This window comes from Aquabacterium sp. A08 (genome assembly GCF_011742065.1).
In genome coordinates this window covers 1-13,575 of the sequence record NZ_JAAQQT010000561.1, presented here as the reverse complement: position 1 = coordinate 13,575, position 13,575 = coordinate 1, and the positions used below count along the sequence as shown (strand labels likewise).

At 69.7% G+C, this 13,575-nt stretch carries 11 protein-coding genes and 1 tRNA gene; 5 read left to right on the top strand and 7 right to left on the bottom strand.

Translation table 11 applies throughout. The features are described 5' to 3' along the window. The 6 genes from HA630_RS06035 to HA630_RS06010 all read right to left on the bottom strand — a co-directional run. On the bottom strand, positions 1-808 hold an 808-nt coding region (locus tag HA630_RS06035), incomplete at its 3' end, for a Y-family DNA polymerase (protein ID WP_208299984.1). A 13-nt stretch (positions 809-821) separates the two neighbouring features. Further along, positions 822-1,589 carry a LexA family protein gene (locus HA630_RS26510; RefSeq protein WP_371809211.1) on the bottom strand — a complete coding sequence of 256 codons (768 nt, stop codon included), beginning with the start codon at positions 1,587-1,589 and terminating at the stop codon, positions 822-824. 69 nt (positions 1,590-1,658) lie between these two features. Beyond that, positions 1,659-1,904: a DUF3297 family protein gene (locus tag HA630_RS06025; protein WP_166833274.1), complete on the bottom strand. Its 246-nt coding sequence runs from the start codon at positions 1,902-1,904 to the stop codon at positions 1,659-1,661. Between the two features lie 107 nt (positions 1,905-2,011). Next, positions 2,012-2,085, bottom strand: a tRNA-Gly gene (locus HA630_RS06020). 50 nt (positions 2,086-2,135) lie between these two features. Continuing rightward, positions 2,136-5,828 carry a DUF748 domain-containing protein gene (locus HA630_RS06015; RefSeq protein ID WP_166833272.1) on the bottom strand — a complete coding sequence of 1,231 codons (3,693 nt, stop codon included), beginning with the start codon at positions 5,826-5,828 and terminating at the stop codon, positions 2,136-2,138. 29 nt (positions 5,829-5,857) lie between these two features. Further along, positions 5,858-8,164, bottom strand: a complete 2,307-nt coding sequence (locus tag HA630_RS06010) for a patatin-like phospholipase family protein (protein ID WP_208299983.1) — start codon at positions 8,162-8,164, stop codon at positions 5,858-5,860. A gap of 199 nt (positions 8,165-8,363) precedes the next feature. On the opposite strand from HA630_RS06010, the gene HA630_RS06005 reads away from it, so the two are divergent. The 5 genes from HA630_RS06005 (at position 8,364) to HA630_RS05985 (ending at position 13,067) form a co-directional block, all read left to right on the top strand. Further along, positions 8,364-9,134 (top strand): ABC transporter ATP-binding protein, encoded by a 771-nt coding sequence (locus HA630_RS06005; protein WP_166833268.1) that lies wholly within the window; start codon positions 8,364-8,366, stop codon positions 9,132-9,134. A 1-nt stretch (position 9,135) separates the two neighbouring features. Further along, a complete protein-coding gene (locus tag HA630_RS06000; RefSeq protein WP_166833266.1) occupies positions 9,136-9,846 on the top strand; it encodes an ABC transporter ATP-binding protein in 711 nt (236 codons plus the stop codon). Positions 9,847-9,905: 59 nt separating this feature from the next. Further along, positions 9,906-11,102 (top strand): ABC transporter substrate-binding protein, encoded by a 1,197-nt coding sequence (locus HA630_RS05995; protein ID WP_166833264.1) that lies wholly within the window; start codon positions 9,906-9,908, stop codon positions 11,100-11,102. Between the two features lie 71 nt (positions 11,103-11,173). Beyond that, entirely contained in the window at positions 11,174-12,058 is an 885-nt protein-coding gene (locus tag HA630_RS05990; protein ID WP_166833262.1) for a branched-chain amino acid ABC transporter permease, read from the top strand. Between the two features lie 13 nt (positions 12,059-12,071). Continuing rightward, positions 12,072-13,067: a branched-chain amino acid ABC transporter permease gene (locus HA630_RS05985; protein ID WP_166833260.1), complete on the top strand. Its 996-nt coding sequence runs from the start codon at positions 12,072-12,074 to the stop codon at positions 13,065-13,067. A gap of 112 nt (positions 13,068-13,179) precedes the next feature. On the opposite strand, the gene HA630_RS05980 is transcribed toward HA630_RS05985, so the two are convergent. Next, the coding region (locus HA630_RS05980) for an aldehyde dehydrogenase family protein (protein WP_166833258.1) at positions 13,180-13,575 on the bottom strand (396 nt) is incomplete at its 5' end.

Below are 13,575 nucleotides of genomic sequence, written 5' to 3'. Positions count from 1 at the left end.
CGGTCACGGTCTGGCCGAAGCTGCGGGTGCAGGCGATGGCCTGTTTGGCCACGTCGGCTTCGTCCAGCGCCAGGCAGGGCACACCATTCAGTTCGCGCACGGTGCGCTCCAGCACCACCGACCAACGCTGCCGCACGTGGCGCGGATCGAGCCGCCGCAGGTCGTGCACGGTGGCCACGCCGGCCGCGCGCAGCTGCTGCGCGATGCGCGGGCCCACGCCCCAGACCTCGCCCACGTCGGTGCGGCGGTACAGCCAGTCCCGCTGCCGGGGCGTGAGATCGAGCAGGTTGCACACCGGACCCAGCTGGGCCGGGTAGGGGCTGCCGGCGCGGCCGGCGCTTTTGGCGATGTGGTTGGCCAGCTTGGCCAAGGTCTTGGTCGGCCCCAGGCCGATGCAGCTGGGCAGCCCCAGCCACTGCTGGATGCGCGCCTGCGTGGCGCGGGCCTGCGCGGTGGCGTCGGGCAGGCCGGTCAGGTCCAGAAAACACTCGTCGATGGAGTAGACCTGCTGGCCGCAGCCCAGCCGCTCGGCGACCTGCATCAGCCGGTGGCTCATGTCGGCGTACAGCTCGAAATTGGCCGACAGCGCGGCCAGGCCGGCGCTGTGTTCCAGGTGCCGGATCTGGAACCACGGCGCACCCATGCGGATGCCCAGGGCCTTGGCCTCCTCGCTGCGGGCCACGGCGCAGCCGTCGTTGTTGGACAGCACCACCACCGGACGCCGCTCCAGCCGCGGGTTGAACACCCGTTCGCACGAGACGTAAAAGTTGTTGCCGTCGAGCAGGGCAAACACCGGGGCGGGCGGCATGGCCGGCGTGCCTTCAGGGTTTGCGGGCGTAGACCTTGACGCAGGCCGTGACCACGCCCCAGACGGTGAGGGTCTGGCCCTCGGCCGGCACGATGTCGGGGTAGTCCGGGTGCGCCGGCAGGAGCTTGACCACGCCGTCGCGCTGGTGCAGGGTCTTGAGGGTGATTTCGTTGTCCAGCACCGCCACCACGATGTCGTGGTGCTGGGCCTGCAAGGCGCGGTTGACGACGATGAGGTCGCCGTGGTCGATGCCGCGGCCGGTCATGGACTGGCCGCTGGCGCGCGTCATGAAGCAGTGCGGTTCGTCCAGGGCCAGCATCTGGGCCAGGTCCAGCCGGTCCACTTCGAAATCGGCCGCGCCAAAGGGGATGCCGGCGGGCGTGTTGTGGGCCATCAGCGGCATGGCCAGGTGGGCGCGCGGGCCCAGCGCGTCCTGCAGCAGGGCGCGCGCCGCCGTGCCCGCGACAGGGGGCTCGCCCGGCCAGACCGGGGACGGGTGGGCGGGGGGCGCGGCGGGGGTGTCGTCGGGGTGGGCTTCGTCCAGCCAGCCGGTGGGCACGCCGCAGGCCTGTTCGATCTGGCGGGCCAGTTTGTGGCCCAGGGGCGTGTCTTTCTTGACGCGGCTCCAGTGGGCGCCGGCCAGGCCCACGAAGGCGGCGAAGGCGCGGTCTTCACCGGATTGGCCTTGGGCCAGGGCCTGCAGCCGCCAGCGCAGCCACAGGGCCAGGACGTTGCGGCGGCGCTGTTCGGCCAGTTCGGCGGGGACGGGTTTGGGCGGCACGGCTTGATTCGATCAATTGAATTGACGGAATATTAGCAGAGTCGGCCGGCCGCCGCGGCCGCGCGGGGTTTATTTGTAGAAGGCTTCGACCGTGCCCTTGAGCTGGATCAGCAAAGGGCGGCCCTTGCGGTCTTTGGTCTTGCCGGCGGGCACCTTGATCCACCCCTCGCTGACGCAGTATTCCTCCACGTCGAAGCGTTCTTTGCCGTTGAAAACGATGCCGATGTCGTGTTCAAACACCGCTGGCACGTGGTGCGGGCCGGGGTGGACGGACAGGCGGTCGGGCAGGGCGGGGCGTTGGGGGGTGTCGGTCATGGGTCGGCTCGGGTGGTTCGCGGGCGGCCGGTGCCTCAACAAAAAACCCGTTGTCCTGGGCGGATCAACGGGTGCTCTGGGGTGCGCGGTGCTCCGGGATGTGCGTCTGGAGCGGGTGATGGGAATCGAACCCACGTTATTTGCTTGGGAAGCAAGAGTCCTACCATTGAACGACACCCGCGTGAGGCTGGATTCTATGCGAATCCCGGGCCGTTTCCGGCCCGGGCCGGGTCAATTGACCGAGAGTTTGAGTTCGGCCCGGGCGGCTGGCTCCGCGTCGGTCGCGGGCGGGGCGCCGTTGGCCCCGAGGAACAGGCGTTCGGCCGGGACCTGCCGGCCGGCCAGGTAGTCCTTCACCGCCACGCCGCGGGCCACTGCCAGTTCGCGCATGTCGGCGTCGGTCACGGGCACGGCGGCCAGCAGCAGGGCTTCCATGTCGGCCAGCGGCAGGTCTTTGGCCAGCCCCACCAGGTTGCGCGGTTTGGCGATGTCGGCGCGGCGGTACACCTCCTTGAGCAGAGCGGGGTATTCCTCGGCGCTCACCGGGGCGGTGGCGCTGCCGTCCTGGCCGTCGCGCAGGGCCCGGCGGCGTTTTTCGGCGGCGACCATGCTGTCGAGCTTCAGACGGCGAAAACCCGCGCGTTCGGCGTCCAACTGGCTGTGCCCGACCACGGTGAGCTGCAGCGCGGGGCGGTCGAGCAGGGCCTGGGCCACGCGGTCCAGGGCCTGGCGCGCGTCGGGGTCCAGGCGCGCACTGCCGGGGGCAAAGGCCACCTGTTGCAGGCTATCGCCGCCGCCCAGCGCGTTGGCGATGAGGGCGAACGGCGCGGTGATGGCCTTGCCGATGAGGTTGACCACCAGCCGCACGATGATGGGACCGAGGCGGAACTGCGGGTCGTTGAGCGAGCCGCTGATGGGCAGGTTGATGTCGATCACGCCGTTGCGGTCGGCCAGCAGCGCCACCGCCAGTTTGACCGGCAGGTTGGGCGCGTCGCTGCCCTCCACCCGGTCGCCAAAGCGCAGCTGGTTGAGCACGATCTGGTTGCTCGCCTGCAACTGGCCGCTGGGGTCGATGCGGTAGGTCACGTCCACGCTGAGTTTGCCGCGTTCGATGCCGTAGCCGGCGTATTTGCTGCTGTAGGGGGTCAGTGGCGGCAATTCCAGGTCGCGCACCTGGCCGCGGATGTCCAGCGCCAGCGGCTGCGCCAGGGGGTTGAGCCGCCCGGACACGTCGAGCGTGGCGCTGCCCTCGACGCGCCCGCGCAGGGTCAGCTCGGCCAGGGTGGGGCTGCTGTCGCTGCCTGGCCGGTTGGAGAAAGCCGCCAGGCTGCCGCTGAGTTCGCTCAGGTTGGCGGTGTAGTTGGGCTGCACGAAGCGGTCCGAGAAGCGGACCCGGCCGTTGACCAAGGCGATGGGGCCGAAGTCGATCTGTGGCGGGGACGCCGCGGCGTCGGGCGGGCCGGGTGGGGGCGGGGAGGCGAGCCGTGGGCCGGCGTCGGGGCCGCTCGGAGGCAGGGCGCCGCTGGGCTCGGTGGCCGCGCGGGCTTGGGCGCCGTGGGCGGGCGGGCCCACCAGCCCTTGCAGGTTGATGCGCCCGCTGGGGTCGATGACGACACGGGCGAAGTAGTCGCTCAGCACGGTTTCGGCGATGGCCAGGCGGCGCAACTGGCCGCCTTCGACCGCGAGGTCCAGGCCGCGCAGGTTCAGGGCTTTCCAGTCGAGCAGGTCTTCGCTGGGGTCGCGGGTGCTGGCCTTGAGGTCTTCCAGGGCGGCGTTGCCCTGCAGTTCCAGGGTGGGGCCGGCGCTGGGCAGGGCCAGGGCGATGCGGCCGCGGTAGCTGGCGTCGGCGCGCAGCAGCTCGAAATTCAGCACCTCGGCCAGGTAGGGTTCCAGCGCGTGCAGGGGCAGGCGCTCCAGGCGCAGCTGGCCGCGGGTGTCCAGCGGCGTGGGCTGGCGTGCGGCACCCGGCAGGCGCAGCGTGCCGTCGAAGGCCAGGCGGCCGGGTTCGCGCCGCGGCTGGGCCAGGCGGCCCAACAGTCGCACCGGCATGGGGGCCTGTTGGGCCGCCAGGGGCCGCAGTTGGCGCACCTGCAGCGTCAGCTGGGTGGCGTCCAGGGCGGTGCCGTTGCCCACGCTGGCGTCGCGCAGCGACACGGTGCCCGCCGCGATCAGCAGTTCCTCCACCGCCAGGTCCCAGGGGGGCGTCGTGTTGGAGGGGCTGCTGGTGGCGGTGGGCGTCGGGGGGGGGTCGGCGGCGGCCGTGGGCCACCAGTCTTCGAACATCCAGCGCCCGTCGCGCTGGCGTTGTAGCTGCAGGGTGGGCTGGTCCAGGCGCACCTGGCCGATGGTGGCGCGGCGCGCCAGCAGGTCGACCTGCACCGCCTGCAGGGCCAGGCTTTGCAGGCTGGCCTGGGGCCGTTGTGGTGGGCCCAGGCGCAGGCCGGTCAGGGCCAGGCTGGGCGCTTGCAGCGCCAGCTGGGCAGGGGTGTCGCCCCGGGCCGCTTGCCAGCGCAGGGTGGCGTCGGCATGCAGTTGGCCGGCCAAGGCCGGGCGCAGCACGGCGGCCAGGTAGGGCGCGGCGGCGGGCAGCGGCAGGCCTTGGGTGGTCAGGCGCAATTCGGCTGCGCTCCCGCTGGCCTGGCCTTCCCAGGCCACGGGCGTGCCCGCCAGCGACAGGCCGCCCCGGAGGGCCATGGGCCGCTCGGCCGGCCAGGCGGCGTCCTGCACCGTCAGCTCGATCTGTTCCGCGCTGAGCGCGGCGGCGGGCCGGGTGCTGGCGTCGGCCCAGTGCAGCGTGCCTTGGGACACCTGCAGCCGCGGCAGGGCCACGGTCCAGCCGGGGCCGCTGTTCGGGGCGGGGGCGGTTTCGGGTGCGGCGGGGCCTTGCCAGGCCTGCTGCAGCCGATGCAGGTTGAGGGCGCCCCGCGCGTCGCGGCGCAGGTGCAGGGTGGGGCCGTCCAGTTCCAGCGTGCCCAGGCCCAGGTGGCGGTCGAGCGGCCGCACGTCGGCCAGTTGCAGGTGCAGGCGCTGCAGCGCGAACAGCGGCAGGTCGGTGTCGCCTGTGGGGCTGCGTTCGGTCAGCTGCAGCCGGCTCAGGGTGAGGTCGCCGGCCAGGCCTACCCGGGGTTGTTCGGCCTGCTCGAACGACAGGGTGAGGTCGGCGTCCAGCTGGGCGCTGTGCGGCCGCAGCGGCCACTGGCTGGGCCAGTAGGGCAGGTAGGGGGCCAGGTCCAGCGCGTCGATTGTCAGGTGCGCCTGGGTCTGGTGGTCGTCGGCGAAGGGGGTGGTTTCGGCGCGCGAATCGAAGGCGGTGCCGTTGAGCCGGAACGCCAGGTGCGGCGTGGTCACCACGTCGCGGCGCGCGCCCAGGTTGCTCAGGAAGGGGATGTGCAGCTGCGCGCCGTCCAGCGTGTGGCGCACGCCGCGCGGGGCGTCGTGGAAGGTGACCTGGCCGTCGCTCAGGGCGATGTTGAAGACGGCGAAGCGCGGCGGCTCGGTGGGCGCTTCGTCGGGCTGGCGCAGGCGGGCCAGCACGTCGTCGATGTCGTAGCGGCCGGCGCCCAGGTGGGTCAGGTGCAGCCGGGGGGTGCGCACCTGCACGGCGTCCACCACCGGGGCCAGCCGCAGCAGGGACTGCAGCTCGGCGTCCAGGTACAGCTCGTCCACGGTCAGCAGCGGCTCGGCGTCCGCCGCATCCGGCGCGGCACCGATGCGCAGCTGGCGCAGGCGCAGCTCCAGCGACCAGGGGCGGAACGTGACCTCGCCCACCTGCACCGGCCGCCCCAGGGCCTGGCTGGCCTGTTGCTCGATCTGCCAGCGCAGCAGCGGCGGGCCGCCCAGCCAGGCCAGCAGCCACAGGCCCAGCAGCAGCGCGGCGGCAATGCCGGCGCGGCGGGCCCAGCGGGAAGTGAACAGGGGGTTCATGGGGCGGTCTCGCTCGGAAAAAAAGGGGGTCAGGGCTTGCCCAGCAGAAAATACAGGCCAGTGTATCCCCGGGGGGCGTGCACCAGGCTCAGGTACACCGGGCCGATGCCGGTGTCGGCGCCCAGAAAGAGGCTGCTGCCCCAGCGCAGGTCTTTGCGCAGGCTGTTGGGGCGCTGTTGTTCCTGGCTGTTCCAGGCGTTGCCCGCCTCCAGCGTGCCGCCGGCGAACAGCGCCCGCGCCACGCCCGGCTGCACCGGCAGGCGCCGGTAGTAGCCCAGCCGCGCCAGCACCAGCGAGTTGCCGGCCACCTGCCCGATGCGGTAGCCCGACAGCTGCTGGAAGCCACCGAGCGAGTATTCGTCGGCCGCGCCGGGCGGTACCGCCGACGAATGCCCCACGCGCAGGTAGGCGTTCCAGGTGTGCGGGCCGTGGCTGAACACCTGGTTGGCGCTGGCGTCCCAGCGCACGAAGGCGGTGCGTCCGGCGTCGGAGCGGTAGCGCCCGGCTTGCCATTCCGCCTGGTGGCGGTGGCCGCTTTGCGGGAAGTTGGCGTGGTCGAGCTGGTCCGACACCCAGGCCAGGCGCCAGGCCGCCTCGGTCCAGGTCTGGTTGCGCAGGCCGCCGGGCTGGTTCAGGTTGACGTAGTCGGGCAGTGACTGGCGCCGCGCCCCGAACAGGCCGAACCGCACGTCGCCCCAGTTGCCGACGCGGCCCAGGTGCCAGCCCGCGTCCAGCCCCAGGCGGGTGGTGCGGCGGCGGAACAGCGCGAACGGGTCGCCGGCGGCGTCGAACCATTCGATCTTGCGCAGTTCGTGGTCGGCGTACAGGCTGACGAAGCGGTCGCGGTCGGTGCCCAGTGGGTGGTACAGCTCGGTGCCCGCGGCCACGGTGGCGCCCAGTTCCACCCGGTTGCGCCACTGGGCGCCCAGGCGGTTCACGTCGCGCCGGTTGTGGCTGATGCGCAGGCGGAAGTCGCCCTGGCCCTGGAAGTCGGTCTGCAGGTCCAGCCCGACGCGGAACTGGTTGAGGCCCGCCGGGTCTTCGGTCAGCTGGTACACCAGGCCCTCGCGCGGGGAGCCGGGCTCGGGCTCCAGCCGGTAGTCCAGCCGCACGTAGTCGTCCAGCGCCACCAGGCGGCGCAGGTCCTGCTCGATGCGTTCGGGGTCGGGCGCGTCGCCGGGGCGCAGGTCAAGCTGGCGCTGCAAGCGGGCGGCCTGTGGCGTGTCCGCGCCCTCCAGCCGCACAAAGGCCAACTGGGCCGGCAGGCTGTTTTGCAGGGCCTGGTGGGTGCGTTCGCGCTGGGCGCGCCAGGCCGCGTAATCGGCCGGCGCCAGGCTCAAGCGCGCCAGCGACGCCGCCACCGCCTGGCCGTAGGCCCGCCCTGCGGCCACCAGCGCCGGGGCCTGGTCGAAGTCGCCCGCGGTCAGTGGGCCGAGCGGCGGCGCCAGCAGCAGGTCCTGCCGGCCCAGGCTGGCGAGGCTGCGCTGCACGTTCTGCTCGGTCAGGATGTTGAGCATCTGCACCGTCACGCCCACGGCGGTGTCGAGCGTGTCGCGCGCGGCCAAGGGGGTGCCGATGTTGACGGCGATCACCACGTCGGCCCCGAGCTGGCGGGCCACGTCCACCGGCAGGTTGTTGACCAGGCCACCGTCGCCCAGGATGCGGCCCTGCCAGTGCAGCGGCGCGAACACGCCCGGCACCGACATGCTGGCGCGCAACGCGGCAGCGAGGTCGCCGGCGGCCAGCAGCACCGGCTGGCCGTTTTCCATGTCGGTGGCCACGGCGCGGAACGGAATGGGCAGGCCGTCGAAGCCGTCCAGCTGGCGGGTGTGCAGGGTCAGCCGGCGCAGCAGCAGCTCCAGCGAACGGCTGGACACCGCGCCCTGCGGCAGGCGAAATTCGCCGTCCTGGAAGCCCAACTGCAGCACGGGGGAAAACTCGAAATCTTCCTCCTTGCGGCGTTGCGACAGTTCCTGCCGGGGCAGGCGCTGGGTGAACAGGCTGGCCCAGTCCACGCCCAGGATCTCGCGCTCCAGCGCCTCGGGCGACAGGCCGCTGGCGTACAGGCCCCCGATGATGGCGCCCATGGAGGTGCCCACCACCAGGTCCACCGGCACCCGGGCGGCCTCCAGCGCCTGCAGCACGCCCACGTGGGCAAAGCCGCGCGCGCCACCGCCCGACAGCACCAGGCCGATGCGCGGCCGCGCCGGGGTCGCCGCTGCCGGGGCGGCTGTGGCCACCGGGGCGGTCTGCGACCAGGCCGCTGGCGGGGCCAGGGCCCCCCACAGGGCGAGGCAGCACAGAAAGAACAGGGTAGGCCGCAGGGCTGCGCGCATGAACACCTCAGGGGGAACGACTTGGCCGCCAGTGTACGTGGCCGGGCCCCGGACCGGCGGCGGACCCGCTTGTCGCCAGGGTGTCAATTTCCGGCCAGCGGGCGACATTTCCCGGGGTATTCCCTTATCAGATGAAACGATTCTGTGCGCAGAATGGCCGCAACGTACCGATGGGTCGGTATTTTTGGGAAGCCCGCCGATGAGCGACACCATACTGGAAACACAGCACCTCACCAAGGAATTCAAGGGGTTCACCGCCGTCAGCGACGTGAACCTCCAGGTCCGCCGGGGCAGCATCCATGCCCTGATCGGCCCCAACGGCGCCGGCAAGACGACCTGCTTCAACCTGCTCACCAAGTTTTTGGAGCCCACCTCGGGCAGCATCCGCTTCAACGGCCACGACATCACCGGCGAACGGCCGGCGCAGATCGCGCGGCGCGGGGTGATCCGCTCGTTCCAGATTTCGGCGGTGTTCCCCCACCTGACGCTGCTGGAAAACGTGCGCGTGGCCCTGCAGCGCCAAACCGGCACCGCCTTCCATTTCTGGCGCAGCGAGCGCAGCTTGCGCGTGCTGGACGACCGCGCCGTGGCCCTGCTGGCCGAGGTCGGCCTGGCCGAGCAGGCCGACGAGACCACCGCCAACCTGCCCTACGGCAGCAAGCGCGCCCTGGAAATTGCCACCACCCTGGCCATGGAACCCGAACTGATGCTGCTCGACGAACCGACCCAAGGCATGGGCCACGAGGACGTGGACCGCGTGATGCACCTGATCAAAAAAGTGTCGGTGGGCCGGACCATCCTGATGGTGGAGCACAACATGAAAGTGGTGTCCACCATCGCCGACCGCATCACCGTGCTGCAGCGCGGTGCCGTGCTGGCCGAAGGGCCCTACGCCGAGGTGTCGAGCAACCCCGACGTGATGGCCGCCTACATGGGCACCACCGACGGCCAATGGCAAGGAGCCCATTGACATGAGCGCTCCCGCTTTGCAAATCCGCGGCCTGCAGGCCTGGTACGGTGAATCCCATGTGCTGCACGGGGTGGACATCACCGTGCAGCCGGGCGAGGTGGTGACGCTGCTGGGCCGCAACGGCGCCGGCCGCACCACCACCCTGCGCGCCGTCATGGGCCTGACCGGCGCCCGCCAAGGCTCCATCCAGATCAACGGGGTGGAAACCATTGGCCTGCCCACCCACCGCATCGCCCACCTGGGCGTGGGCTACTGCCCGGAAGAGCGCGGCATTTTCTCCAGCCTGTCGTGCGAGGAAAACCTGCTGCTGCCCCCGGCCCTCAAAACCGGGCGCCCGGGCATGTCGCTGGACGAAATCTACGCCATGTTCCCCAACCTGGCCGAGCGCCGCCACAGCCAGGGCACCCGCCTGTCGGGCGGTGAGCAGCAGATGCTGGCGGTCGCGCGCATCCTGCGCACCGGCGCCCAGTTGCTGTTGCTGGACGAAATTTCCGAGGGCCTGGCCCCCGTGATCGTGCAGGCCCTGGCCCGCATGATCACCACCCTGCGTCAGAAGGGGTTCACCGTGGTGATGGTGGAGCAGAACTTCCGTTTTGCCGCGCCACTGGCGGACCGCTTTTACGTGATGGAGCACGGCGGCATCGTCGAGCAGTTTGGCGCCGCCGAACTGCAGGCCAAGATGCCGGTGCTCAACGAGTTGCTGGGCGTCTGAACGCCCGGTCCCCCGTTCGCTTGCGCGCCGATTCATTCCACCCACCAGAAGGAGACACCATGAAACCCACTTTGAAAGCCCTGGCCCTGATGCTCGGCGTGGCCGGTCTGGCCACCCATGCCGCCCATGCCCAGGACAAGGTCCGCATCGGCTTCGTCACCGACATGTCCAGCCTGTACGCCGACATCGACGGCAAGAACGGTGCGCTGGCGCTGCAAATGGCCATCGACGACTTCGGCGGCAAGGTGCTGGGCAAGCCGATCGAGCTGCTGAGCGCCGACCACCAGAACAAGGCCGACATCGCCGCCTCCAAGGCGCGCGAGTGGATCGACACCCAGGCCGCCGTCGCCATCTTCGGCGGCACCAACTCCGGCACCGCCCTGGCCACCGCCAAGGTGACGCAGGAGAAAAAGCGCGTGTACGTCAACAACGGCGCCGCCACCGCCGCCTTGACCAACGAACAGTGCTCGCCCTACACCGTGCACTACACCTACGACACCGTGGCCCTGGCCAAAGGCACCGGCGGTGCGGTGGTGGACACCGGCGGCAAAAACTGGTTCTTCCTGACCGCCGACTACGCCTTCGGCCACGCGCTGGAGTCCGACACCACCAACGTGATCAAGGCCAAGGGCGGCACGGTGGTGGGCGGTGTGCGCCACCCGCTGAACGCGTCCGATTTCTCCTCCTTCCTGTTGCAGGCCCAGGCGTCCAAGGCCCAGGTGCTGGGCCTGGCCAACGCCGGCGGCGACACCATCAACTCCATCAAGGCGGCCAAGGAATTCGGCATCGGCAAGAACATGAAGGTGGTCACGCTGCTGTCCTTCATCACCGACTTCCACTCGCTGGGCCTGAAGAACACCGAGGGCCTGATGTTGACCACCCCGTGGTACTGGGACCTGAACGACGACACGCGCAAGTTCGGCAACCGCTTCTTCGAGAAGACCAAGCGCATGCCGTCCGAGATCCAGGCCGGCAACTACTCCTCGATGATGAACTACCTCAAGGCGGTGGAGGCGGCCAAGTCCACCGACGCCGACAAGGTGATGGAGGCCTGGCGCAAGATGAAGATGAACGACTTCTTCGGTTCGGGCTACCTGCGTGCCGACGGCCGCTACGTGCACGACATGTACCTGGCCCAGGTCAAGTCCCCGGCCGAGTCCAAGAAGCCGTGGGACTACTACAAGATCGTGAAGAAGATGCCCGGCGAAGAGGTGTTCACCACCAAGGCCGAGTCCAAGTGCGCGCTCTGGAAGTGACCCCCTGACCGGTGTGGCAAGGGCCTGGGCCCTTGCCCGCCGGACTCCCCGTCCTCACACCCCCTGACCCTATGGATATCTTCGGTATACCCATGCCGGCCTTGTTGAGTCAGCTCCTGCTCGGGCTGGTCAACGGGTCGTTCTACGCCATCCTCAGCCTGGGCCTGGCCGTGATCTTTGGCCTGCTCAACGTCATCAACTTCGCCCACGGGGCGCTGTTCATGACCGGCGCCGTCCTGACCTGGATGGGCATGAACTACTTCGAGGTCAACTATTGGGTCATGCTGGTGGCCGCCCCGGTCATCGTCGGCGCCTTCGGTGTGCTGATCGAGCGGCTGTTCCTGCGCTGGATCTACAAGCTCGACCACCTCTATGGCCTGCTGCTCACCCTGGGCCTGACGCTGATCATCGAAGGCGTGTTCCGCTCCATTTACGGCGTGTCCGGTCTGGGCTACGACACGCCCGACCTGCTGCAGGGCGCGACCGACCTCGGCTTCATGATGCTGCCCAACTACCGCGCCTGGGTGGTGGTGGCGTCCATCACGGTCTGCCTGGCCACCTGGTTCATGATCGAGAAAACCCGCATCGGCGCCTACCTGCGCGCCGGCACCGAAAACCCGCGCCTGGTGGAGGCGTTCGGCATCAACGTGCCGCTGATGATCACCCTGACCTACGCCTTCGGCGCCGCGCTGGCGGCGTTTGCCGGGGTGCTGGCCGCGCCGGTGTACCAGGTCTCGCCGCTGATGGGGCAGAACCTCATCATCGTGGTGTTCGCGGTGGTGGTGATCGGCGGCATGGGTTCCATCATGGGCTCCATCCTGACCGGCCTGGGCCTGGGCGTGGTCGAGGGCTTGACCAAGGTGATTTACCCCGAAGCCTCGTCCACTGTCGTGTTCGTCATCATGGTCATCATTCTGCTGATTCGCCCCGCCGGCTTGTTTGGCAAGGAAAAGTGAAGGGGCCCACCACATGAATTTCAGAACCACCACCACCCTGGGTTACGCCGTGCTGCTGCTCGGCCTGATCCTGGCCCCTTCCCTGGGCGCCTACCCCGTGTTCGTGATGAAGCTGATGTGCTTCGCGCTGTTCGCGGCCGCCTTCAACCTGCTGCTGGGCTACACCGGGCTGCTGTCGTTCGGGCACGCCGCCTTCTTCGGCTGGGCCGCCTACGTCACCGGCCACGCCATCAAGGTGTGGGAACTCTCGCCCGAACTGGGCCTGGTCTTCGGCACCGCGGCCGGGGCCTTGCTGGGCCTGGTGTTTGGCTACCTGGCCATCAAGCGGCAGGGCATCTACTTTTCGATGATCACCCTGGCGTTGTCGCAGATGCTGTACTTCGTCTGCCTGCAAGCGCCCTTCACCGGCGGCGAAGACGGCCTGCAAGGCGTGCCGCGCGGCACCTTGTTCGGGCTGCTGGACGTGAGCAACGACCTCGCCATGTACTACGTGGCGCTGGCCGTGGTGGTGCTGGCCTTCTTGCTGATCGTGCGCATCATCCATTCGCCGTTTGGCCAGGTGCTCAAGGCCATCCGCGAGAACGAGCCCCGCGCCATTTCGCTGGGCTATGACACGCACCGCTACAAGCTGCTGGCCTTCGTGCTGTCGGCCGCCATCGCCGGGCTGGCCGGTTCGCTCAAAACCCTGGTGCTGGGCTTTGCCACCCTGAGCGACGTGCACTGGACCGCTTCGGGGCAGGTGATCCTGATGACGCTGGTCGGCGGCCTTAGCACCCTGTCGGGGCCGCTGGTGGGCTCGGCCGTGGTGGTGCTGCTGGAAAACAAGATCGGCGAATTCGGCACCTTCCTGGCCCGTCTGACCTCGGTGGAGTGGTTCGGCACCCTGGGTGAATCGGTCACCCTGGTCACGGGCCTGATCTTCGTGGTCTGCGTGCTGGCGTTCCGCCGCGGCATCATGGGCGAAATCCTGGCGCTGCTGGCCCGTTGGCGCGCTTCGGCGCGCACCTAGCGCCCACTTGGCCCGGCGGCCCAGCCTGGGCCTCCCGAGACAACGCCTTCGGTTTTTGCGGACCGAAGGCGTTGGTGTTTGGCGGGCCGGCCCACCCTGGCCAGCCCGGGGCTCACTTCAGCACGTCGCCAATGCAGAGGTACTTGATCTCGACGTAGTCGTCCATGCCGTGGTGCGAGCCCTCGCGGCCCAGGCCAGACTGCTTGACGCCGCCGAAGGGCACGTGTTCGGTCGCCAGAATGCCCACGTTGATGCCCACCATGCCGTACTCCAGCGCCTCGCTCACGCGGAAAATGCGGCCCACGTCGCGGCTGTAAAAGTAGCTGGCCAGGCCGAATTCGGTGTTGTTGGCCGCGGCGATGGCTTCTTGTTCGGTGTGGAACTTGAACACCGGTGCGAAGGGGCCGAAGGTTTCCTCGCGGGCGCAGAGCATGTCGGCGGTGGCGTCGGCCACCACGGTGGGCTCGAAGAACTGCCCCGGCAGGCGCTTGCCGCCGGCCAGCACGCG

Bases quoted from the DNA above. Each gene is read 5' to 3' on its own strand.
- HA630_RS06025 (WP_166833274.1), bottom strand. From the start codon at position 1,904: ATGACCGACACCCCCCAACGCCCCGCCCTGCCCGACCGCCTGTCCGTC.
- HA630_RS06015 (WP_166833272.1), bottom strand. From the start codon at position 5,828: ATGAACCCCCTGTTCACTTCCCGCTGGGCCCGCCGCGCCGGCATTGCC.
- HA630_RS06010 (WP_208299983.1), bottom strand. From the start codon at position 8,164: ATGCGCGCAGCCCTGCGGCCTACCCTGTTCTTTCTGTGCTGCCTCGCC.
- HA630_RS06005 (WP_166833268.1), top strand. From the start codon at position 8,364: ATGAGCGACACCATACTGGAAACACAGCACCTCACCAAGGAATTCAAG.
- HA630_RS06000 (WP_166833266.1), top strand. From the start codon at position 9,136: ATGAGCGCTCCCGCTTTGCAAATCCGCGGCCTGCAGGCCTGGTACGGT.
- HA630_RS05995 (WP_166833264.1), top strand. From the start codon at position 9,906: ATGAAACCCACTTTGAAAGCCCTGGCCCTGATGCTCGGCGTGGCCGGT.
- HA630_RS05990 (WP_166833262.1), top strand. From the start codon at position 11,174: ATGGATATCTTCGGTATACCCATGCCGGCCTTGTTGAGTCAGCTCCTG.
- HA630_RS05985 (WP_166833260.1), top strand. From the start codon at position 12,072: ATGAATTTCAGAACCACCACCACCCTGGGTTACGCCGTGCTGCTGCTC.